Origin of the sequence: Sinorhizobium alkalisoli, from assembly GCF_008932245.1 — a bacterium.
Classification (GTDB): Bacteria; Pseudomonadota; Alphaproteobacteria; order Rhizobiales; family Rhizobiaceae; genus Sinorhizobium; species Sinorhizobium alkalisoli.
Window position 1 is genome coordinate 1,283,629 of record NZ_CP034910.1, and the last position, 22,948, is coordinate 1,306,576.

Sequence of the window (22,948 nt, forward strand, 5' to 3'; positions counted from 1 at the left end):
TGCACGATCTTTCTGTTCTAAGCTCATTGGTTATCGACTGATCACGCCCGCAGCGCCTGGTCGAAGTCCTCGACGAGGTCCTCGACGGCTTCAAGCCCCACCGAAACGCGAAAGACACCGTCGCCGGCAAAGGAGCGATAGTCGCTGAGCCCTTCCCCCTCGAGGCGGTAGGTCGACTTCATCATCTCGTCGGTATCGAGAAACACGACGATGCTGCGCTGGTGGCCAAGCGAGAAGGCGTAATGGGCGACCTTCAGTTTCTTCGCGAGGCGCGCGGCGACCTCGTGCGGAGTGGCGGTCTGGAACGTGATCATACCGCCGAAGACCCGCATCTGGTGTTTGGCCAGCGCGTGTTGCGGGTGGCTTTCGAGACCCGGATAGGTGACGGCGCGGACTATCGGATGGGCCGAGAGGAACTCCGCCAGCCGTTCCGCCGATTGCGACATGGTGCGAATCCGCGCAAAGAGAGTGTCGATACCACGAAGGATCAGCCAGGCGTTCTGCGCCGACAGAGATGCGCCGAGGTAGACGCCGGCACGAGAGCGGATTTTCTCGACCAGCGCCTTGCTTCCGCAGATGATGCCGCCAAGAGCATCGCCATGTCCGTTGATGAACTTCGTCAAGGAGTGAAGGACGAGATCCGCACCAAGCGATGCCGGCCGGGTTGCGACCGGTGTCGCGAGGGTGGAATCGATCGAGAGAAGGGCTCCCTTGGCATGGGCGAGACCCGCCACTGCTACTATGTCCGTCAGCCGCAGGATCGGATTGCAGGGGCTCTCGCAGTGGACGAGCCGGGTATTGGGCCGGAAGGCGGCGGCGACCTCCTCGATGCGCGACATGTTCACCGCCGTCACTTCGACGCCGTAGTCCGGCAGGATGCGGCGCGCGAGCTCGTTGGCGCCGGCATAGCAGACGTCGCTGACGATCAGATGGTCGCCTTTCTTCAAAAGCGTGAGGAAGGTTCCGGCGATCGCGGCAACGCCGGTTGCCGTAGCCAACGCCTCCTCGGTCCCTTCGATTGCGGCCATGCGCTGCTCGAGCTGGCGCACGGTGGGATTCGTCCAACGCGCGTAAAGATAAGGCAGCGCCGTCAGGTCACTGACGCCGTCAGCCGAAAAGGCGCCGTCACCGGGGGTCAGCACATTGTTGACCGACATCGAAATATTGGGCGCGATGGCATGCGTCGCCGGATCGATCACAAGGCCGCCGTCGAGCGCCAGCGTCTCGGCGCGCAGGCTGGGGCTTTTCACGGCGGCCGCGTCGACAGGGGCGACGGAGAACGCTGTCTCGGCGGGCATTCGGGCCTCTTTCATTGGTGTCATCGGATGCGACTCTATGCGAACGGTCGTGCGTTCGGCGGCGAAATCCCGGTGCCTGCCGCCGGAAATCCGCACGAAGCGACGGGATCTTCGTGAGAAAACCCGTCATCGCTGTCAGGCCGCGGGAATCCGGCCCCTCACGCCGAATGACCTACCGTCGAACGGGTACCCGGGTTTCGACGATCTTGAACGCACGGGTCACGAGGAGCGTCAGGAAAACGTAAAAGACGGTGACGACCAAAAGCGGTTCATAGACGAGCAGCGTATCCTGGCGAACCTTGTAGGCGACCGCATAGAGGTCCATCACGGTGACGGTGAAGGCAAGCGGTGTCGCCTTCAGTTGCAGCACGACCTCGCCGGTGATGGTCGGCAGTGCAATGCGGATGGCGCGTGGGAGCCATATGCGCCGCAGCACCTGTGCCGGTGACATGCCGAAAGCCCTTGCCGCCTCGAGTTCCCCCTTCGGCACGGCGAGCAGCGCTCCACGCAGGACCTCCGCTTCGTAGGCCGCATAGTTGAGCGTAAAACTCACGGCAGCGAAGAAGAAGCCTTCGCGCAGCACCGGCCACAGAAAGCTGGACCGCAGTCCGGGAACAAGCGGCAGCAGAGATCCGACGCCGTAGTAGAGCAGCCAGAGCTGAATCAGCAACGGCGTTCCGCGCAGGCACGTGCAGTAGCCGCGGGCAAGCCATTTCAGACCGCGTGAACCGTTGATCTGCGCGAGCGCCAGGCCGATTGCGAGGATGAACCCGAAGACGACGGATATGACGAGCAGGAGGACGGTTTGTACCGCGCCGGCGGCCAGCAGCGGCCAATAGGTGGAGACCCAGGAGAAATTCATCGGCGCGCCTCACGCATTCTTCGGCTGGCCGCGTCGGAAGTGCCCTTCCAGTGCGCCGAATAACACGTTGGACACGAGCGTAATCGCCAGATAGAGCAGCGCGGCGGCGAAAAAGAACAGGAAATAGTGCTTGGTATTGCCGGCCGCGAGCCGAGTCGCCAGCGCCAGTTCCTGATAGCCGACGACCGCGATCAGGGCACTGTCCTTGGTCACGCACATCCACAGATTGGCAAGGCCGGGCAGGGCGTTGGGAATCAGCGCCGGCAGCACGATGCGGCGAAAGCGCAGCGACGGACGCATGCCGAAGGCCTTCGCCGCCTCGATCTGGCCGACGGGAACGGCGAGAATGGCACCGCGGAGCACTTCCGTCATATAGGCGCCCTGGACTATGCCGAGCACCGCGACGGCCGCAACGAAACCGTTGATTTCGATTGGCGGAAGGCCCGCGGCAAGCAGCACGCGATTGATGCCGTCCGTGCCGGCGTAATAGAGCCCGACGATCAGGATCAGTTCCGGGATCGCCCGGACGGCCGTCGTGTAGAGATCAAGGGCGATCACCAACGGGCGTCCGCCGGCCAGCTTTCCGAGTGCGCCGGCGAGGCCGATCAGGATGCCGATACCATAGGCGCCGAGGGAGATGGCGAGGGTGGACAAAGCGCCGGCAAGAAGAACGCCGCCCCAGCCGGGCGGATAGGGGGCTAGCAGTTCCAAGAGAGAAAGCGCTGACGACATCGGGGAAGATCTGACCTGGTGGAAGGCTGGCATCGACCTGAAAAGCGACCCGGCCCACGGAAGACATGATGCGTGATTTCAAAACTGCAGCGTGTTGCGCGTCCCAAAGGACGCGCGGCGCTGCAACCGAAGCGGGCCGTTCCCCCGGATGGCGGCCGGACAGCGCCCTCCGCCACCCGAGCGGCAATCACTTGCCGTAGGGATCGAAGTCGAAATACTTCTTGGAGAGTTCACCGTACTTGCCGCTCGCACGAACGGCGGCAATGGCAGCGTTGAGCCTGTCGCGGAGCGCCGTGTCTTCCTTGCGCACGCCGCCGCCGATGCCGACGCCGAGAATGGCCGGATCGTCCGCGACGTCGCCCATGTCAGTGCAGCAATCCTTGCCGAAGTCGGTTTTCAGGAACTCGGCGAGCGGGATCGCATCGCCGAACACATAGTCGATCCGGCCGGCCGCGAGATCCTGGAAGGCTTCGTCGAGCGTCGAATAAGTCTTCTCCGACGCCTTCTCGGCGAAATACGTCTTGAAATATTCGGACTGGATCGTCGAAACCTGGATACCGATGGTCTTGTCCGCAACGTCGTCAACCGTCGCGCCCGCCGCCGCATCCTTGGCGCCGATCAGCTTGCTTGGCGTGTTGTAGTATTTGTCGGTGAAATCGATGGTCTTCCTGCGCTCGTCGGTAATCGACATGGAGGACCAGATCACGTCGAACTTCTTCGTCTCGAGCCCCGGGATGAGGCCGTCCCAGGACATGTCGACGATCGAGCATTGCTCCTTCATCTCCGCGCAGACCGTGTCCATCAGTTCGATTTCCCAGCCAATCCACTTGCCGGAAGCGTCCTTGGTGAAGAAGGGCGGATAGGCCTCGTTCATGACGCCGAAGCGTACTTCCGCACCGGCGTTGAGGGTCGATGCGGCGAGCGCTGCGCTGGCGAGCAGGATGGAAAGCAATTTCATGCGTGTTCCTCTTTCAGTTCTGTTCTCGGTGATGGCGTGTTGCTGGAAAATGGCAAACTCATGCAGACAGGGCACCAGTGAACTCGCGACAACGGGCGCTGAGTGGGGCTTCGAAAATCTGCGCCGGCGGACCTTCTTCCTCCACGCGGCCCTGATGCAGGAACATCACCTGGCTGGAAACATCGCGCGCAAACTTCATTTCGTGGGTGACGAGCAGCATCGTGCGGCCCTCTTCGGCAAGTTCCCGTATGACCTTCAGGACCTCGCCGACTAGTTCCGGATCGAGCGCCGAAGTCGGTTCATCGAAAAGCATCACGTCGGGGTCGACGCAAAGGGCACGGGCAATGGCGGCGCGTTGTTGTTGGCCGCCGGAGAGGAAAGCCGGATAGGCGTGCCGCTTGTCGTAGAGGCCGACTTTGGCGAGTAACGCCTCGGCCCGTTCGATCGCCTGCCTGCGCCCTATTTTCAGGACATGGACCGGCGCCTCGATGACGTTCTGAAGCACCGTCATGTGCGCCCACAGGTTGAAGCTCTGGAAGACCATGCCGAGACCGGTGCGCAGGCGTTCGATCTGCCTCCAGTTTGCCGGATGCGTCCGTCCGTCGGCACGGGCTCGCATTTCCACCTGTTCGCCACCGATGACGAAACGGCCGCGATCCGGAATCTCGAGGAAGTTGATGCACCTTAGAAAAGTGCTCTTTCCGGCGCCGGACGATCCGATGATCGAGATGACGTCGCCCCGGTAAGCCTTCAGCGAAATGCCGCGCAAGACGTCTTGACTGCCATAGCTCTTGTGGACGTCCTCCACGAGCAGGGCGGGGACTGCCTTCTCAATCATTCCTGTCGTTCCCCGGGGTTCTTGAGCGTTTTCTCTTGAACATAGCGTCGGCGTGTGCGGGATTGCCGCACAATCATATTGATAAACGCGGAATTTCTGCGTCTACGCATAGCATCATGCGCTATGGCCGCGCGGCCTGTTGATGCAGTTCGAGCCGCGTCGCGATGCCGAATTGCGGGCAGCATGCGGAAGGTGGGAGTACATGCCAGAAACATTGGATCAATTCGACCGAAGCATTCTCGAAATCGTGCAGCGCGATTGCCAGCTCAAGGCAGAGGCGATCGCAGACCAGGTAGGCCTTTCCGCTTCGGCGGTCCAGCGGCGGCTGAAACGGATGCGTGAGGAGAAGGTGATAACGGCCGAGATCGCGCTCGTCGACCGCAAGGTTGCCGGCACTCCGATGACGTTCATCGCCGGCATGGAGATCGAGCGGGAAAACTATGATGCGCTGGCGAAATTCCGTCTCTGGGCGGAAAAGCAGGACCACATTCAGCAGGTCTATTACGTCACCGGTTCGGTCGACCTGATTGCCATTATCACCGCGCAGGATGTCGGCCAGTACGACGAGATCACGGCCACGATCATGGCGCAAAACCCGCAGATCAAGCGGATCCACACGAACGTCGTTCTGAAGGACATCAAGCTCGGCCTCTACGTACCCGTAGAAGATTAGACATTGCTTCCATCGACATCCCGCTCCGCGCGTTGATCAGCATCAAGGTGGCGCTACCTGATGAAGCCCATCCTGACGCCAAGGCATTGCACAGGATTGTCTTTCCAGGCTGTCTCTCCAGGTGGAGAAAGGGAAAAAAGCATGTTGACCGAGGACCAGTCGGAGGCGATCGCGTTTCTCGAAGAGCGTCGCGGATTGGAAGCGTGCGAGCGCATGGAAACGCATATTTCCTACATCTTCCTGGTCGGCAATCGCGCCTTCAAGATGAAGCGCGCGGTGAAGCTGCCCTATGTCGATTTCTCAACGCCGGGGTTGAGGCTCGAAGCCTGCGAAAAGGAGGTCGCGCTGAATGCAGCCACAGCGCCCGGCCTCTACATCGGCGTTCGCCGGGTCATGCGCGGCAAGGGCGGCAGGCTGCGCTTCGATAACGGGGATGAGCTTGTCGATGCCGTCGTCGAGATGGTTCGTTTCGACCAGGGCGCGCTGCTCGATCGCATGGCCATGGAAGGTCGGCTGACGGCCGAGCTGATGACCCGAGCGGCGCGGATGATTGCCCGCTTCCACCAGGCGGCGCCGGTCATCCACCAGGGCTCGGGCTCTGCCAACATTGCCGGTGTGCTGCGCATCAACGCCGCCGGCTTTCAGACGAGCCGGGTGTTCGGAGACGAGGAACTTCGTGAGTTTAACCGGGCGTTCGAAGAGAAGCTTGCGGTTCATGCGCCTCTGCTCGATGCGCGCGAAGCCGCCGGCAAGGTCAGGCGCTGTCACGGCGATCTGCACCTGCGCAATATTTGCCTGATCGATGGCGAGCCACGGCTCTTCGACTGCATCGAGTTCAACGATCAGATCGCCACGGTCGATACCCTCTACGACCTCGCCTTTCTGCTGATGGACCTCTGGCATCGTGGTTTCCCGGAACTCGCGAACCTTGTTGCGAACCGGTATCTCGACAAAACGAATGACGAAGACGGATTCGTGCTCTTGCCCTACCTGATGGCGATCCGCGCCGCCGTCAGGGCCCATGTCACCGCCACGCAGTTCGAGGAAAGCGAGGCGCGATCGAGCGAACTGGCGGCGGAGGCCCGGTCCTATTTCGCGCTCGCCCGTTCCTTGATCGAGACCGTGTCGGCGCGGCTGATCGTGATCGGCGGCTTCAGCGGCTCCGGCAAGACGACTGTCGCGGATATGCTGGCTGCCGAGGTTGGTGCACCGCCGGGAGCACGGGTCGTCGAAAGCGATCGCATCCGCAAAGCCATGCACGGCGTTTCGGCTGAGGAAAGACTCCCGTCGGCCGCCTATCTCCCGGAAGTCTCGGAGAGAGTTTATGGCGAGATGGCGGATCGGACCCTGACCCTCTTGCGCGCGGGCGCCCCGGTGGTTGCCAACGCCGTGTTCGACAGGGTACCGAACCGCGCCCGCATCGAAGCCGTGGCGCGGGAGGCCGGCGTGCCGTACACCGCCGTCTGGCTCGATGCGGATGCCGCGCTGCTTCGTCGACGCGTTGCATCACGCAGGGTCAGTCCCTCCGACGCGGATCTTGAGGTTCTGACGCGGCAGCTCGCCGCCGCCAGGAATGACGTTACCTGGCAAAAGGTGGATGCCGATCGGGACGCGAGAGAAATCGTGCGCGACATTCTCGGCCTGCATACCGACGGGCAAGTCTGAGGTTATAGAAAGTCTCGGTTCCTGTCATCGAGACCTGGTATCACCGTCGGCCGAACGGGGTTTCAGGTCCAGCGACGCGACCTGCAGGCGAGGGTCCGAGGGATGCTGGCGGATCGAAAAGCCGAATTCGCGACACATGTGCTGCATCCTGCTGTTTTCGCTCAGCATGATCCCCTCCATGCATTGGAGCCCATCGGCCGCGGCATAGTCGCGCAAATGCGAGAGCAGCGCCCAGCCGAGACCCTGTCCCTGCAGATCGGTCCGCACGAGCAGGCCGTACTCCGCCGTCTCGTGGTCGGGATCGGCATAGAGCCTTGCGATGCCGGCCAGATCTCCGCTTTCCTTCTCAAGCGCTATAAAGGCCATCTCGCGCTCGTAGTCGATCTGCGTCAGCCGCACCAGCATCTGGTGTGGAAAGCTTTTGCGCGGCGCCAGGAAGCGCAAGCGAATGTCGTCCGGCGCAGTCCTGGCGAAGAAGGTCGGATAGAGGGCCGCGTCGGCCGGCCTGATCGGGCGAATGCGGTAAGCTCTCGCCCCGAGCACGATCTCTCGTTCCCAGCCGGCGGGATAGGGGCGGATCGCGAGATCGCGATTGGGGCCCGGCACGGCTGCCGCATTCGGGTCGATTTCGATGCGGGCGTCAAGCGCGATCGCACCTTCCTCGTCCGCCAGCAAGGGATTGATGTCCATCGAGACGATGGCGGGGAAATCGACGATCATTTGCGAGAGTGCGCAGAGCGCGCTCAAAATCGCAGTTCGATGCGCCGGCGGCTGATCGCGGAAGCCGGCGAGCAGGCGGCCGATGCGCGTGCGTTCGATGAGATCGTCGGCGAGCACATCATCGAGCGGCGGCAGGGCGACCGCCGTATCCGCGACGACTTCCACCGAGACGCCACCCGATCCGAACAATATGATGGGGCCGAAGACCGGGTCGCGGCTCGTTCCGAGGATCAGTTCCCAAGCGCGCCTGCGTTCGATCATCGGCTGCACAGCGAAACCCTCCAGGACGGCATTCGGGTCATGCGCCTTGAGCCGCGCCGCGATCGTTTCCGCCGCTTCTCGCGCAGCGGCGGCGGCCGTGATGTCGAGCACGACGCCGCCGACGTCGGACTTGTGGCTGACTGCCTTTGAAAGCAGCTTGACGACGACCTTGGCCGAGTTGGCGAGAAGTGCGGCGGCGGCCTTTTCCGTCTCCTCGGGCGATACGGCGACGAGTGTCGTCGGCGTCGCGATGCCATAGGCGGCAATGACAGCCTTTGCCTCCGGTTCGTTCAGCATCCGTCGCCCCTCCGACGCCACGCGCCGGAAGATGTCCATTACAGCCTTGCTGTCGTGGACGGCTGTGTCGCCGGCGCGGCTAGGGGGAACACGGAGCAGCGACTCCTGTGCCCGCGACCAGTTTGCCAGGTAGGAGGCGGCCAGCGCGACGTCGGCCGGTGTGTCATAGCTTGCGAGCTTCGCCTCCTGCAGGGCTTGGCGGCCGTCTCTGGCGGTGCGGCTGCCGAGCCAGCAGGACAGGACGGGCTTGCCGGCGATCGTCCCGGACTGCGACAGCGAAGCGACGGCGCGCGCCGCCTCTAGGGGCGAAGCGAGCCCGGTCGGGCAGTTCATGACGATGAGGATGTCGGTCGCCGGGTCCTGAGCCACGATTTCTGTCGCTGCCCGGTAACGCTCGGGCGATGCATCGCCGATAATGTCCACCGGATTAGCCCGCGACCAATTGGCGGGCAGAACCTGGTCCAGGGCCTGGATGGTCTCGGCCGACAGCTCCGCCAGTTCGCAGCCGAAATCCACCAAGCGGTCGACGGCAAGCACGCCGGCTCCGCCGCCATTGGTGACGATCGAGGCACGGGTGCATTTCAGCGGCGCGAAGCGACCGATCGTTTCCGTTGCATTGAACAGTTCACCAAGGCTCTCGATCCTGAGCACGCCGGCGCGGCGCAAGGCGGCATCAACCACCCGGTCGGCGCCGGATAGCGCGCCGGTGTGCGTGGCTGCGGCCTTCGCAGCCTCTGCGTGGCGCCCGGATTTTATAGCGACGACCGGCTTCAATCGGGCAGCCGCCCGGGCTGCCGAAAGGAACTTGCGCGGGTTCGGCACGGCTTCGAGATACATCACGATCGCCCGGGTCTTCGGGTCGCCCGCCAATAGATCAAGGCAATCGGCGGCGTCGACGTCGGCCATGTCACCGAGCGACACGATCTGCGAAAAGCCGACTTCGTTGTCGGCCGCCCAATCGATGAGTGAGGTCGCGATGGCGCCAGACTGCGAGAGCAGCGCAATGCCGCCCGCCTGCGGCTGGAGATGCACGAAACTCGCATTGAGCTTCGCGGCAGGCACGATGAGGCCCACCGTGTTGGGGCCGATGATGCGGAAGAGATGGGGTTTTGCGGCATCAAGCATCGCCTGCCGCAAGCCATTCTCCTCAGAAAGACCGGCCGTGATCACCACCGCGGCTCGGGTACCCCGCTCGCCGAGGTCACGGATGAGACCGGGTATCGTTTGCGGCGGCGTGACGATGACCGCAAGATCGGGAACCCCGGGGATGTCGGCAACACGTGCATAGCAGCGAAGCCCGGCGACCGCGCGGTATTTCGGGTTCACCGGCCAGATCTCTCCCCCGAATCCCATCGACAGCACATTGTCGATGACGACGCGACCGAGCGAACCTTGACGGCTGGAGGCGCCGATCACCGCAAGCGACTTCGGGTCGATGGCATAATGAAGGTTTCGAATGGTCATGCCGCGCTCTCCGGTTTTTCGCCACGCGCATTCCCGGCGGCGGGTTCGCGGGCAAGCGCCCTCAATCGAGCAGATTACGGAGGCGTCGGGCGAGTTCCTTCGCCGTATAAGGTTTTCGCAGCCAGCTTCCGGGATCCGACAATTCCTTGCCGATTACGCTCGGCTCGGCATAACCGGAGGTGAAAAGCATCTTTGCGTCGGGCCGCAGCGCGCGCACATGCTGCGCCAGTTCACCGCCATTCATGCCCCCCGGCATGATCACATCCGTGAACACGAGCGCGACTTCCGGGTGCTCGGAGAGCAGTTCCAGCGCTTGGCCTGCGGCCTCGGCTTCAATGACCCTGTAGCCGGCATCCTCCAGTCGAGCGACGACGACGCGCCGAACCCGCGGATCGTCTTCCACCACCAGGATCGTCTCGTGGCCCCTCGCAATTGGCTCGGGAGCAATTTCCCCGCCTCCCTTCGGCTCGACCATGTCCTCCTCGCCCCGCGCCGCGGGAAGGAAGATGCGTACGCTCGTACCCTGGCCGCGCTCGCTGTAAAGCTGGATATGGCCGCCGGATTGCTTGACGAAGCCATAGACCATGCTCAGCCCCAGTCCCGTGCCGGCACCCGTGCCCTTGGTTGTGAAGAAGGGTTCGAAAGCGTGGCGCTTGACCTCCTCGCTCATGCCGGTACCGGTGTCGGTCACGGTGATGAGGACGTAGCGGCCCATCCGGACTTCGGGATACATGAGCACATAGTCTCGATCGAGAACCGTCGTCGAGATTTCGACGGTCAACCGGCCACCGGCGGACATGGCGTCGCGAGCGTTCAGCGCCAGGTTCAGCAGCGTGTTCTGAAGCTGAGAGACGTCGACGAGCGCCAGATTGCCGGCGCCAGTCACCATGGTGCGGAGCTCGATCGTTTCGCCCAATGTTCTCGTCAGGAGGTTGGAGAAGTTCGAAACCAGCTCGCCGACGTCGACGAGCTTCGGATTGAGCGGCTGGCGCCGGCCGAAGGCAAGCAATTGTCCCGTCAATTTCGCGCCGCTGTCCGCCGCCGCCTGGGCTTCGCTCAAGAGCGACAGGAGCTTCTCGTCCTCAAGCCGGGCCTCGATCATTTCCAGATTGCCGGTGATCACAGTCAGAAGATTGTTGAAATCATGAGCGAGACCGCCTGTCAGTTGCCCGACGGCCTCCATCTTCTGCGCCTGACGAAGCTCTTCCTCAATGCGCTGGCGACTCGTGAGATCGCGAATGAAGCCTGTGAAAATCCGCTTGCCCCCGGAGACCGCCTCGCCAACGGAAAGCTCCATCGGAAAGGTGGTGCCGTCCTTGCGCTGCCCGGTGACGACGCGGCCGATGCCGATGATCCGCCTTTCACCCGTATGCAGGTAATTGGCGATATAGCCGTCATGCGCATCCCGGTCCGGCTGCGGCATCAGCATGCTGACATTGCGGCCAAGAACCGAATGTTCCTTGTATCCGAATAGCCGCTCGGCCGCGGCGCTAAAGGAGTTGATCCTGCCCTTTTCGTCGATCACGACCATTGCCTCGGGCACCGTATCAAGGATTGATCGCAAATGCGCCTCACGGGCCGCAAGGTCCGCCTGCGTCTGTCTCAGATTGGTGATGTCGCTATCGGTCTGGACGATGGCGCCGCGACCGCCGTCTTCCGAGGCGAGAAGGATCCAGCGGCTCGCGACGAAGACGGTGGTGCCGTCCTTGTGCCTCTGCTCCAGCTCGCCTGCCCAAGCCCCGTGTGCGTTGAGATGGCTGCGAATTTCCTCGATCGATTTCGGGAAAGTTGTCGCCAGCAGGTCGTGAACGGCCTTGCCCCGGGCTTCGCCGCGCGACCAGCCGTAGAGTTCTTCACAGCCCTTGCTCCAGTGGGTGATCCTGCCGTCGGCTCCGTGGACGATGACATTCGCCCCGTCGAGGGCATCCACGATGTGGCTTACGCGCTTTTCCATACTGTCAGACCGTCTTTATGCGGTGGCATATCGCGCACCGGTTGGCAGCAACCAGTTTTCACCATCGTCGCCATCGGCTAGCGAGCGAAGGGCATCCATTTTCAGGACCATAATCGATCGCCGTCCGGTGGCTGTGATGATACCGCTGTTCGTCAATTTTGTTATGGTGCGCGAAACGGTTTCGATCGTCATACCCAGATAATCGGCCATGTCGAGGCGCGTCATCGGAATATCGACGATGCGCGTGCAATTCCCGAACTCGTCACGAGACATCATGAGCAGGAAATTGGCGACTTTTTCGTCGGCGCTCCTGCGCGACAGCAGCACGGTCTGGTCCTGGGCCGCGGTCATTTCGTCACACAATCTGGAGAAGAGCTGATCCCTCAGTTGCGGCTGACGCCTGATCTCTTCTTCGAAGCGACGGCGCGAGAGGCGGCGAAGCGCGACTGGAGTGATCGCCTCGACGGTATAGAGATATCGCTCCTTGATCGACACGCCGAGCAGATCGCCGGGGCGCAGGAAGCCGACGATGATACGGCGGCCGTCGCTCAGCAGCCGCACCGCCCGAAGCATTCCGTCGGTGATCTGGAACAGATGCGCGGCATCGTCGCCTTCCCAAAAGACGGCGCTGCCTGCGTCGAACCTTTCCAGCGGTTGCCGGTCGAACAGGGACGACAGGCTCGGCTGTGAAAGCGTAACGGGTGCTTCGCGAGCACTCTGGACGGCAACGACTTGAAGGCTCATGACATCCTCCTGTGGATTTGATGGGAGGAGTTTGCGCAGTGGCCGGTGACCGTGCGACGACTGGCGTGTTACACTTGGATCGATATTGTAACAATTTGTAACTGCGCGATTCCGTGAACAGGAGCGGTACGAGGAGCATGGCCAATTCACAGAAGGCGCCGGAGCATATTCTCGTCGTCGACGACGATCCGAGAATTCGGCAGATGCTCGCGCGCTACTTCGAGGACGAAGGCTACCGCGTCAGCCTGGCCGGTGACGGCAGGGAGATGCGCGATAGCCTGGAAACCCAGGCAATCGACATCATCCTGCTCGATCTCGTCCTGCCGGGTGAGGACGGGCTGGCTTTGGCGCGTGACATAAGGGCACGCTCGGACATTCCGATCATCATGCTGACCGGGCGCAACGACGTGGTCGACCGGATCGTCGGCCTGGAGATCGGCGCCGACGACTACATCGCGAAACCGTTTCACCTTCGCGAAGTGCTGGCAAGACTGAGAAGTGCGCTCAGGCGCCGGCAACCGCCGGCGGCGTCGGTCCGCAACGAAACGCAATCGGAAATCTACAGTTTCGAGGGATGGCATCTCGACGTGGGGCGTAGGCAGTTGCTGTCCGACGAGGGCAAAGAAATTCTTCTGACCACGGGCGAATTCGATATGCTCTGCGTGCTGGTGAAGCATGCCGGCCGCGTTCTCCAGCGCGAGCGGCTGATGGATCTCACCCGGGGCCGGAACCTGGAGGCCTTCGACCGGACCATCGATGCGCAGATCGCAAGACTGCGCCGCAAGATCGAACTGGATCCCAGCAACCCGGCGCTCATCAAGTCGGTCAGGGGCGTCGGCTACGTCTTCAGCGCAAGGATCAGCAGGCAAGACGCGTAAGCGTTTGCGCGGCGGTTTCCAACAGGGCTTCACTGTACGGGAATAAGCATGCCACGACCCGGCCGCAGACATTCCCCGCGGGGGTCCGGCCAGCTGGCGGGATCCGTCCTGGCAATGCGAATGAAACGGCACCGCCGATTGCGTGCCACCGTCCTCAAATATTCGAGAAGCGCGTCGGAAACCCCCGGCGTGTCTCCGGCACTGATGACGAGAAAGACGGGCACGTCGAGAAGCTGCCCGTACAAATGGTCATGCATCGCGCGGGCAATGCCGAGGCCCGGGATGTGGCCGCGGGGATTCTCCACCGTTACTATCTCCGCTGTATAAAGCGAAATGTGCTGCCGGGCGAACGCCGCCCCGCAGAATTCGCGCCATTCGGTCAGATCGACTTCGTAGCCGCTGGCCTCTACGAGGAGATAGGCGCGATCGACCTGATGGCGCTGAATTGGACCGACCGAATAGGCCCTGGCCATTCTCGCTCCTCCGCATTTTTCCGCTGGGCATCAAGGTCCGGCCTGGATGTCGGGACGTCATTGATGTTCGTCAAACTGCGGCACCGCCCGACGAGTTTGACGGGCATCAAGGTGAGTCAGTGTGAACTGCCGTTCAATGCAGGTTCGCCGAAAGGGAGCGTGCCATGCCCATCGATCTTCGCGGCCGCAGCGTGTTGACGCTTCAGGAGTTCACGCCGGACGAGCTTCGATTTCTGCTGCGGCTTGCTGCCGATCTCAAGACGGAGAAGAGAAGCGGCAGAGAGATCCCGCGGCTGAGCCGCAGGAACATCGCCCTTATCTTCGAAAAGGAGTCGACGCGTACCCGCACCGGCTTCGAAGTGGCTGCCCATGACCAGGGCGCTCATGTCACCTATTGGGGTCCTTCCGGCAGCCACCTGGGCCGCAGGGAATCGATCAGGGATACGGCCCGCGTGCTCGGAAGACTCTACGACGCGATCGAATATCGCGGTCGCTCGCAAGACGCGGTCGACGAACTGGCGGCGCATGCGGGTGTGCCGGTCTATAACGGCCTGACTGACGAATCACACCCGACGCATGCGCTCGGCGATTTCCTGACCATGCAGGAGTTCAGTGAAAAGCCGCTCTCGCAAGTGGTGGTGGCTTACCTCGGCGATGGTCGCGGCAATGTCGCGCGATCGCTGGCGATCGGTGCCGCCAAGCTCGGAGTGGACCTGCGCATCGTCTCGCCGCCGATCTTCTGGCCCGCCAAATCCTTCATAGTGCAGGTGACGTCGGAGGCGCGAGCGCATGGTGGCCGGTTCACGGTGCTGGAGCACGTCGGGGCGGGCGTTCTGGGCGCCGACTTCATCTACACCGCGCCGTGGCTCGGTGAAGAGGAGACGGGCTGGGCCGAGCGTATCAGGCTGCTCGCGCCATTCGGCGTCAGGGCGAACGTAATGGAGGCTACCGAGAATCCCCACACGAAGTTCATGCACTGTTTACCCGCCTGCCACGACCGCAATAGCGAAGTGGGGGCGCGGATTGCCAAGCAATTCGGCATTGAGTGCATGGAGGTGTCGGACGCCGTCTTCCAATCGAAAGCCTCGATCGTTTTCGACCAGGCGGAAAACCGTATGCATACGATCAAGTCGATCCTCATCGCAACGATCGCGGGCTGAATCCCTGCGTCGGCGCTGCGCTTCTGCAAGTTCCAATATCTCGCACTCAAAGGTCGCTGTAGGTCGATCGCACAAGATTTGATGCGTATCAAGTCGTCTGCCGCGCAGGCGTGCATTCTTTCGAAAAGGCCGCCTCGCGAAAGGATTCGTATCAATGCCCGCTGAACCGATCATCCGCTTTCATGGCGCTGCCGGAACCGTCACGGGCTCCTGCCAGCTCTTGGAATTCGGGCCCGCAAGAATTCTCGTCGACTGCGGGCTCTTCCAGGGGGCGAAGACGGAAAAGGAGCTGAACTATCGCTCGTTCCCCTTCGATCCCTCAAAAATCGATGCCGTCATCCTGACGCATGCGCATATCGATCATTCCGGCCTGCTCCCGAAGCTCGTCAAGCTCGGCTATGACGGCCCGATCTTCGCAACGCCCGCGACGCGGGACCTGTGTACGGTCATGCTGCCCGATTCCGCACATATCCAGGAAAGTGAGGTCGACCAGCGTAATCGCCGCAGCCTGCGCCGGGGGCGCGATGCGGTGACGCCCATCTACGCCGCGCACGACGCCGCGATCGCCATCACCCTGTTCCGTCCAGTGCCGCTCGGGGCGTGGCAGGAGGCCGCGGCGGGAATCCGGTTCCGCTTCTGGAATGCCGGGCATCTGCTTGGCTCGGCTTCCGTAGAAATGGAGGTCGGCGCGGCGCCTTCGCCGTTGCGGCTGCTCTTTTCAGGAGACATCGGTCCGCGTCATAAGCTGCTTCAGTTCGACGCCACGGCGCCAAGCGGTTGGCACTATGTCGTCTGCGAGAGCACCTATGGTGACGTCGCGCGTGAGCAGGCGTCGGATGCGACGAGGCGAAACATTCTGCGCGCCGAGGTCATGGCGGCGACCCATCCCAATGGTGCGCTGATCATCCCGTCCTTTGCCGTGGAGCGCACACAGGAGCTTCTGACCGATCTCGTCCATCTCATGGACACAGGCGCGATCACGAGATGCCCGATCATCATCGATTCACCGCTCGCGACTCAGGCAAGCGAAATCTTCCGGAGGCATGCGCGCGAGCTGGAGAACGGCGACGCGCTTGTCCGGGCCATCGAGGCCCGGAACGTGCGTTTTACCGAAACGGTCGAACAGTCGAAGGCGCTCGACCTCATGCGGGGCTTTCACATCGTCATCGCCGCAAGCGGCATGTGCGAGGCCGGCCGCATACGCCATAGGCTGAAGAACTGGCTGTGGCGGGACGAGGGCACCGTGCTGTTGGTCGGCTACCAGGCGGCCGGGACGCTCGGCCGTTTTCTCGAAGACGGAGCCTCCGTGGTTCGCATCCAGGGAGACGACATTCGGGTGCGGGCCCGCATCCGAACGCTCGACATCTACAGCGGCCATGCCGACGGGGTGGAACTCGCCGACTGGGTGCGGGCCCGGCAACCCATTCGCGGCGGCGTCTTTCTGGTCCACGGCGAGGAGGATGCGCTCGAAGCGCTCCGGCAGCGTCTATCCAAGTTCCTGCCGGAAGTGCGGCTGATCCGGCCTCGTCTCGATGCGGCGTTCCGCCTGGGTGCAGAAGGGTTGGTTGAAATATCTGACGCCACTCCTCCCCGCATCGATCCGTATCGGGCGGGTCACACAGATTGGCACAACGACTTCCAATCGCTTGTCCTCGATCTTCAGGACGAACTGGCGAAGGCCGCCGACGACAAGGCGCGCGGCGTGGTGCTGCGCAGATTGCGGCGGGCGCTGATGGAGGAGGCATAAGGCGGCCCAAGGTACAGGCTTCTCAGCGCGCGACGACGGAGACGCCGGCCTCGATGCGGTCGCTTGGATAGAGGATGACCCTCTCGCCCTGCTGCAGCCCCTCGCGAATTTCCACCGAAAGGCTGTTTCTGTGGCCGATTTCGACAGGCCGCAGTTCAGCCCGCTGTCCCTCTACGACGAACACGGCCCAGTCTTCTCCTCGCCGAAACAGGGCTCCCAGCGGCAGCTGGAGCACGTTGCCTTCGAAAAGTATAACCTGGACGTCGACGCGATAGCCGTGACCGAGCGGACTCCAGCTTTCCGGCGGGCCGGCAAAGTCGAGTATCACATCCACGCGCTGTTCTTCGATGCCGAGCGCCGATATCTCGGTCTCGGCAAAGGGCTCGATACGCCGCACGGTCGCCTGTAGATCCGGACCGCCCCATCCGGTGACGACGGCGTGTTGTCCGGGCTTGATCTTGACTGCGTCCTCCGAAAGCATGTTGACGACGATTTCCAGATCCCTGGGATCACCGATCTCTATCAAGGGCGTACCGGCATCGATGACGCCTTCGCTGCGGCGCATGACCCGCAGCACGACGCCGTCGACCGGGGCCGTCAGCGGGACGCATTCGCAGGCTTCGCTGCGGCTCCTGATCTCCTGACGGGAGAGGAGGCGAGACTGGGCCTGCTGAAGTTCGTGGCGCCTGACGTTGATTGCCGCTTCGGCCGTCTCGAGATTGGCTTGCGCAACACTGAACGCGCGCTCGGCGTCATCCAGCGCCCGCTGCGAGATGGTGTTGCGCTGGATCAACTGACGGGCGCGGGCGCGGTCGCTCTCCGCAAAGGTCAGGTCGGCCTTGGCCTTGTTGAGTTCGGCCTCAGCGAGATTATAGGCTGCTCGGGCCGCTTCGACGGCCGCCTGATGCTCCGCTTCCGTCCGCGCATCGAGGAAAGCGGGCGCGGCCGGCTCAATCTGCGCCAATTGCGTCTTCCCGGCTTCGACGACATCGCCCGCGTCCACCGTGATCCGGTGCAACTGGCCGCGCAGCGGGGCGTGCAGTGTGTAGACGTCGCGTACTCGCGTTTCTCCTTCCTCGTCTATCGTCACGCGCAGCATACCGGTTGCGGCAGTCGCGAGGTCAACCGGGATCGGCTGCGGCCTCAATGCGTAGGCGATGGCGGCTGCCAGCACGCCCAGCAAGCTACCCCAGATCACCAACCTGCGTCTTGCCACGCTCAAAGACTACTCCCTCGTTTTCAGCACCGCTATCAGGTCCAGGCGGTCGAGCCGGCGGCGCACGATAGCGGCGCAGGTCAGCGCGGCCGCGAGCGCGATCAGAGCGGCCTTGCCATAGGTGGCGTCACGAAGCACGAGCGGAACGCGATAAAGTTCCGTCTCGAAGGCGCTCGTCATGTACCATGCCAGACTGAAGCCGATGACACCGCCGAGCGGGATGGATATCCAGGTCAGGATGCCGACCTCGCCAAGAAGAATGTAGGAAATCTCCCAGCGGCTGAAGCCAAGAACGCGGAGCGTCGCAAGCTCTCGCGCCCGCTCGGAAAGTGCGATGCGGATCGAATTATAGGTGACGCCGACGGAGAGCGTCAGCGAAAAGGCGACGAAGAAGCCGATGAAGATGAAGATGGTTTCGCCCATGGTCTTGTAGAAGGTGTCGATGGCGGCCTGCCGGAAGAGAACCGCCGCGACATTGGGGATATCCTTCAGCCGCGTCAGCAGGGCCGCGCGGTCTGGCGCATCGACACGGATGTGCAGCCCGCTGACGACCCGACCGTCACCGGCCAGCCGGTTGAGTGCGGCCATGTCCATATACACGGGCGTGCCGATATAGGTATCGAAAATCTGCACCACCGGCAGGTTCACGCGCCGCTGATGCCCTTGCAGCATTTCAACGGCGACGGTGTCGCCGGTTTCGACCTCGAGGAGTTCGGCAAGCTTGCGCGAGAAAATGAGCCCATCGGGCGGGATCTCGATGCGGCCGCGCTCGTTGTCGAAAACCGGGCTCAGGATGGCGCCCTGCGGCACGCCGATAATGCCTTGTCGTTCGATGAGGTGCCCGTGAGCGATGCGCGTCGAAACATACCGGTAAGGCTCTGCAGCCAGCACTCCGGGCAGGTCCTCGAAGCCCCTGACCGTGTCGATCGGCTGCAGGTCGCTAAAGGCTACGGATGCGTCCTGATGCTGCCCGCGTTCGAAGACGGTTTCGACGAGGGAGTCGATGGCGTCCACCCATTGCAGCGCCATGATCAACACGGAGATGGACATGGCGAGGCCGAGGCTTGCCAGGAATGCCCGCACCGGCCAGCGGATGATGCGCCGCAGGATCATCCGCGACGGTTCGTCCAAGGCACCCGCCAGCGCAGTTCGCGAGGCCCAGCTGCGCCGATAGATCGGCGGGGAGGGTGGCAGCATTGCCTCTGCCGGCGGCAGGCGCACGGCGCGACGCACAGCGAAAAGGCTGCCTGCCAGCGCGGCGGCAAGGCTGATCGCACCGGCGATCACGAAACCGTCGGGGCCTGGCCGATAGAGAAGGAAGGGAAAGCGGTAGAACTGCGTATAGAGCTCGGTATTCCAATGGCCGAGCCAGGCGCCGAGCATGGAGCCGATCAGGATGCCGAGCGCTCCGATGGCGAGGACCATCTTGGCGAAATGCCAGCCAATCGCCAGATTGCCGTAGCCGAAGGCCTTCAGGAGACCGATTTCCCGGCGTTCGGTCTCGATCAGACGTGCCATCACCATGTTCGTCAGGAAGGCAGCGACCGCAAGGAAGATGGTCGGCATGATCTTCGACATGTTCTTCTGTTGAGCGATCTCGCTCTGGAGGAACCAGTTCGAAGTCTGGTCGGCACGGTCGTAAGCTCCGGTGCCGCCGAAGGGAGCCAACAGGTTGTCGAGACGCCGGATGACGTCCCTGGGGTCCGCGCCCGGCAGAAGGCTCACGGTCACGCTGTTGAACGCAGATTGGAGGTCGAAGGCGGCCGCCAGCGCATCTCTCCCCATCCATAAAACGCCGAAACGCTCGTCGTCCGGCATGAGCCCTCCCGGGGCGATGGCGTAGACGAATTCCGGGCTCAGCGCAGTCCCGACCACCTGGAGCCTGCGTTTGTTTCCTCTGAGGATCGCGTCGAAAGTGTCGCCGGGCTTTAATCCATGCGCATCGGCGAAGGGCTCGCTGACGACCACCTCGTCCGACCGGTTCGGGTCGACCAGACGTCCGGAGCGGATCACCAGCGCGTTCAGGAGCTGCGGCCCGCGTTCGGGGAGCGAAATCAGTTGGGCGACGACCGGCTCGGAATAGCCGGGCATGTCGAGGATGGCGCCATCGACGATACGCGTTTCGGCCAGCCGCACGCCTGGCATTTCGGCGATATCGCGTCCGAGATACTCGGGAGCGCGTTTCGCCCGGGCGAAGACGTCGGCGAAGCGGGTCCGCTCGTAATAGGCGGTGGTGGTCTCTTCGAGCGCTTCAATGGTGGTCAGCGCCATGATGAGCAACGCCGTGCCTGAAGCGATCACCAGAGCGATCGCCACGACCTGAGCCTTTAACTGCCAAAGGCCACGGAGGAGTTTTCGGTCGAGACTGCTCATGATGCTACCAGGAGAGTTCGGCTGGCGCGCGCTGAACGGTGTTTCGCCGCGTCTCGACGATGCGCCCGTCCGCGAAGTAGAGCACGCGATTGGCAATCTCCGCAATCACAGCATTGTGGGTGATGAGCGCGGTGGTTGTTCCGAGCTCCCGATTGATCCTGAGTATCGCATCGAGCACGAGAATTCCCGTCTTGCTGTCGAGAGCGCCCGTGGGCTCGTCGCAAAGCAGCAGGTCGGGTCGCTTGGCGATGGCGCGGGCGATGGCGACCCGTTGCTGCTCGCCGCCGGAGAGCTGTGCGGGAAAATGATCCATCCGGTCGGAGAGGCCGACCATGGCCAGCGCGTCGCCAGGAGGCATCGGATCTCTGGCGATCTCGGTCACCAGCGAGACATTTTCGCGCGCGGTCAGGCTCGGAATTAGATTGTAGAACTGGAAGACGAAACCGACATGGTTGCGCCGGTAGAGATTCATCGCGCGCTCGCTGCCGAGCGAGAGCACGCGGTCGCGGAACATGACCGTACCGCTGGTCGGCGTATCGAGACCGCCGAGAATGTTGAGGAGGGTCGATTTGCCGCTTCCTGACGGTCCCAGCAGTACCACCAGCTCGCTTTCGCGGAGCTTGACGTCGACGCCCCGCAATGCATGGACCTCCACCGCTCCCATGCGATAGATCTTGATGAGATCGCGCGCCTCAAGGGCCAAGGCCGATGTCTCGTTTTCCACCGGTTCTCCCTGTGTGACAAGGCGTTGCGACGACTGCATGTCTCGATAAATCGTTCAAGGACAAAGACGTGCAGCAATTCAAAGTGCTACGGTGACAGCCTTTGCACGTCTATTGGACGTGCGGAGCTGTAATGCGCGAAATTGCTTCCGGGCGTCTTGCAGGGAGATAGCGCTCTATCTCCGAAATGGGAGATATGACAGAATTCTTTGGTTCCTCCGGCGTTCACCGCGCCATCAAGACGGGGAGCTTCGTTTTGTCGAGCATCGATCGGGTTACGCCGCCGAAGATGAATTCACGCATTCGGGAGTGGCCGTAGGCGCCCATCACGATGATATCGGCGGACACGTCGACCGCGTGTTGCTGGAGAACCTGCGCCACGGACTTTCCGCCGCTCGGCAATGTATCGACCGTCACCTTGATACCGTGCCGGGCGAGATAGGTGGCGACATCCGCACCGGGTTCATCGCCGCTCCCCCTGAGCGATGCCGTCGGATCGACCATCGTGACGCGAACGGAATCGGCTTTTGTCATCATCTCCAGCGCTTCCCGCGCGGCGCGCGCGGACTGCGCCCGCGAATCCCACGCCAGCAGCACGGTCTTCGGCTGCAGCGTCGGTTCTGTGTCAGGCGGAATCAACAAGAGCGGGCGACCGGACTGGAGCAGCCCGCCGCCTATAACCTGTCGCTTCAAATCGGGATCGGCAAAGGCATTCGGGCCAACCAGGAGGAGATCGCAGTAGATCGAGCGTTCGCCAATGTCGTAGTCCGCGGCAGCCACTTCCGAATAGACGCTGTCGACGTCGTAGGAGATCTCACGTCGGCCGAGCAGTTGGCGTGCCCGCTCGACGCTTTCCTTGAGCGCCTGCACACTTCGATCTCGTTGTTCCACCCATCCCGGGGTCATGGTCGGATAACGCCCCATCGGCTCCGGCGCCCAGGAAGCGACGAGAATGCTCAGGTGCGCGTCTGCCTGAGCGCACAGATCGGCGGCAATCCGAACGTCCTCGTCGCCGTGCGAGGCGCCGACGACAGCGAGTATCGTCCTGACAGACATGAGTTCGCTCCTCCTTCAGGCGGCGGCGAGACGCGTCTGCGAGACTGTGTCTCGCCGCCGGAAACGTGACTGTTGCACGACAGCGCCGCACGTCCTTTCAGACGCGTAACGGTCGCTGTAACCCTTTGCGCTAGGCGGCCTTCACCGCGACCTTGCGCTCCTTCTTTTGCGCGTCCTCGGTTTTCGGCAGGGTGATTGTCAGCACCCCCTTTGCGAAGGCTGCCTCAATCTTGTCGGCGTCGACGCCCTCTGGCACTTGGAAGGTGCGCTGAAACGATCCATAACGGCGCTCGGAAAGGAAGTACTCCTTGCCCTTCTCTTCCTTCGTCTCCTGCTTCTCACCCTTGATCGTGAGGCTCCTGTTCGAGATCTTTACCTCGATGTCCTTCTCCTCGATGCCGGGCAATTCGGCGGTGATCTCGTAAGCCTTCTCCGTCTCCGCGACGTCGACAGCCGGGGCCATAGCCCATTCCGATATGCGCGGCATCCGCTGCATCAGCGCGGACCCGAAGGGGCGGCGCCAGAGCGACGGGGCGAACTCGTCGAACAGGCGGTCGATTTCGGAGCGAAGGCTTTCAAATGGAACCCAGGATTCTGCGCCTCGCTTGACTGCTTTCTCTTCCGTCTTGACGGGGAGTTTCGTTGCTTTCTCAGCCATGACTGGTCCTCCATGGAGTGTTGGTTTCGGCCGCGGTTCCGATGAGAACGCCAAGCCAGACTGGCCACGGCGCCATGCGTTCCACGCCTGCCAGCTAGGGCGATTTAAACGCCGTCCGTGGCTTGGCTCATTGATCGGCGTCAAACCCCGCATGGATGCTCGCCTTTGGCCCACCCGGCTGACAGCCGGTGTCGCCCCC

At 62.6% G+C, this 22,948-nt stretch carries 19 protein-coding genes; 5 read left to right on the forward strand and 14 right to left on the reverse strand.

From position 1 onward, the window contains the following. Nucleotides 1-41: 41 nt before the first annotated feature. The 5 genes from EKH55_RS23800 to EKH55_RS23820 all read right to left on the reverse strand — a co-directional run bounded on the left by EKH55_RS23800 (nucleotide 42) and on the right by EKH55_RS23820 (nucleotide 4,688). Nucleotides 42-1,298, reverse strand: coding sequence for a trans-sulfuration enzyme family protein (locus EKH55_RS23800; RefSeq protein WP_192803805.1), 1,257 nt, complete (start codon nucleotides 1,296-1,298; stop codon nucleotides 42-44). Nucleotides 1,299-1,470: 172 nt separating this feature from the next. Then, complete coding sequence (locus tag EKH55_RS23805) at nucleotides 1,471-2,160, reverse strand: ABC transporter permease (RefSeq protein WP_151613407.1); 690 nt, start codon at nucleotides 2,158-2,160, stop codon at nucleotides 1,471-1,473. 9 nt (nucleotides 2,161-2,169) lie between these two features. Next, nucleotides 2,170-2,892, reverse strand: coding sequence for an ABC transporter permease (locus EKH55_RS23810; RefSeq protein ID WP_151613408.1), 723 nt, complete (start codon nucleotides 2,890-2,892; stop codon nucleotides 2,170-2,172). A gap of 187 nt (nucleotides 2,893-3,079) precedes the next feature. Beyond that, nucleotides 3,080-3,850, reverse strand: coding sequence for a transporter substrate-binding domain-containing protein (locus EKH55_RS23815; protein WP_151613409.1), 771 nt, complete (start codon nucleotides 3,848-3,850; stop codon nucleotides 3,080-3,082). A gap of 58 nt (nucleotides 3,851-3,908) precedes the next feature. Continuing rightward, nucleotides 3,909-4,688 carry an ABC transporter ATP-binding protein gene (locus tag EKH55_RS23820; protein ID WP_151613410.1) on the reverse strand — a complete coding sequence of 260 codons (780 nt, stop codon included), beginning with the start codon at nucleotides 4,686-4,688 and terminating at the stop codon, nucleotides 3,909-3,911. 202 nt (nucleotides 4,689-4,890) lie between these two features. On the opposite strand from EKH55_RS23820, the gene EKH55_RS23825 reads away from it, so the two are divergent. Both EKH55_RS23825 and EKH55_RS23830 read left to right on the forward strand, forming a co-directional pair. Next, nucleotides 4,891-5,361, forward strand: a complete 471-nt coding sequence (locus EKH55_RS23825; RefSeq protein WP_151613411.1) for an Lrp/AsnC family transcriptional regulator — start codon at nucleotides 4,891-4,893, stop codon at nucleotides 5,359-5,361. Nucleotides 5,362-5,502: 141 nt separating this feature from the next. Then, a complete protein-coding gene (locus EKH55_RS23830) occupies nucleotides 5,503-7,026 on the forward strand; it encodes a bifunctional aminoglycoside phosphotransferase/ATP-binding protein (protein WP_151613412.1) in 1,524 nt (507 codons plus the stop codon). Between the two features lie 24 nt (nucleotides 7,027-7,050). Here EKH55_RS23830 and EKH55_RS23835 read toward each other — a convergent pair whose 3' ends face one another. The 3 genes from EKH55_RS23835 to EKH55_RS23845 form a co-directional block, all read right to left on the reverse strand. After that, on the reverse strand, nucleotides 7,051-9,768 hold the full coding sequence (locus EKH55_RS23835) for a bifunctional acetate--CoA ligase family protein/GNAT family N-acetyltransferase (protein ID WP_151613413.1): 2,718 nt from the start codon (nucleotides 9,766-9,768) through the stop codon (nucleotides 7,051-7,053). Nucleotides 9,769-9,829: 61 nt separating this feature from the next. Then, complete coding sequence (locus EKH55_RS23840; protein ID WP_151613414.1) at nucleotides 9,830-11,722, reverse strand: hybrid sensor histidine kinase/response regulator; 1,893 nt, start codon at nucleotides 11,720-11,722, stop codon at nucleotides 9,830-9,832. Nucleotides 11,723-11,737: 15 nt separating this feature from the next. Next, nucleotides 11,738-12,466: a Crp/Fnr family transcriptional regulator gene (locus tag EKH55_RS23845; protein ID WP_151613415.1), complete on the reverse strand. Its 729-nt coding sequence runs from the start codon at nucleotides 12,464-12,466 to the stop codon at nucleotides 11,738-11,740. 137 nt (nucleotides 12,467-12,603) lie between these two features. Between EKH55_RS23845 and EKH55_RS23850 the strand changes: the two genes are divergently transcribed. Continuing rightward, nucleotides 12,604-13,344, forward strand: a complete 741-nt coding sequence (locus tag EKH55_RS23850; RefSeq protein ID WP_151613416.1) for a response regulator — start codon at nucleotides 12,604-12,606, stop codon at nucleotides 13,342-13,344. Between the two features lie 29 nt (nucleotides 13,345-13,373). Here the strand turns inward: EKH55_RS23850 and EKH55_RS23855 are convergent, their stop codons facing one another. Beyond that, a complete protein-coding gene (locus EKH55_RS23855) occupies nucleotides 13,374-13,817 on the reverse strand; it encodes a hypothetical protein (RefSeq protein ID WP_151613417.1) in 444 nt (147 codons plus the stop codon). Between the two features lie 164 nt (nucleotides 13,818-13,981). On the opposite strand from EKH55_RS23855, the gene argF reads away from it, so the two are divergent. After that, nucleotides 13,982-14,977: an ornithine carbamoyltransferase gene (gene argF / locus EKH55_RS23860; protein WP_151613418.1), complete on the forward strand. Its 996-nt coding sequence runs from the start codon at nucleotides 13,982-13,984 to the stop codon at nucleotides 14,975-14,977. A 154-nt stretch (nucleotides 14,978-15,131) separates the two neighbouring features. Continuing rightward, a complete protein-coding gene (locus tag EKH55_RS23865) occupies nucleotides 15,132-16,724 on the forward strand; it encodes an MBL fold metallo-hydrolase RNA specificity domain-containing protein (RefSeq protein WP_151613419.1) in 1,593 nt (530 codons plus the stop codon). A 22-nt stretch (nucleotides 16,725-16,746) separates the two neighbouring features. On the opposite strand, the gene EKH55_RS23870 is transcribed toward EKH55_RS23865, so the two are convergent. From EKH55_RS23870 to EKH55_RS23890, 5 genes are all read right to left on the reverse strand, one after another. Further along, the gene (locus tag EKH55_RS23870; RefSeq protein ID WP_151613420.1) at nucleotides 16,747-17,946 is read right to left on the reverse strand and encodes an efflux RND transporter periplasmic adaptor subunit; all 1,200 of its coding nucleotides are present in this window, start codon (nucleotides 17,944-17,946) and stop codon (nucleotides 16,747-16,749) included. Nucleotides 17,947-17,949: 3 nt separating this feature from the next. Beyond that, nucleotides 17,950-20,313 (reverse strand): ABC transporter permease, encoded by a 2,364-nt coding sequence (locus tag EKH55_RS23875; RefSeq protein ID WP_151613421.1) that lies wholly within the window; start codon nucleotides 20,311-20,313, stop codon nucleotides 17,950-17,952. Between the two features lie 4 nt (nucleotides 20,314-20,317). Then, nucleotides 20,318-21,037, reverse strand: a complete 720-nt coding sequence (locus tag EKH55_RS23880) for an ABC transporter ATP-binding protein (protein WP_192803806.1) — start codon at nucleotides 21,035-21,037, stop codon at nucleotides 20,318-20,320. A gap of 223 nt (nucleotides 21,038-21,260) precedes the next feature. After that, nucleotides 21,261-22,091, reverse strand: coding sequence for a universal stress protein (locus EKH55_RS23885; RefSeq protein ID WP_151613423.1), 831 nt, complete (start codon nucleotides 22,089-22,091; stop codon nucleotides 21,261-21,263). Between the two features lie 130 nt (nucleotides 22,092-22,221). Beyond that, complete coding sequence (locus EKH55_RS23890; RefSeq protein ID WP_151613424.1) at nucleotides 22,222-22,749, reverse strand: Hsp20/alpha crystallin family protein; 528 nt, start codon at nucleotides 22,747-22,749, stop codon at nucleotides 22,222-22,224. Nucleotides 22,750-22,948: the final 199 nt, after the last annotated feature.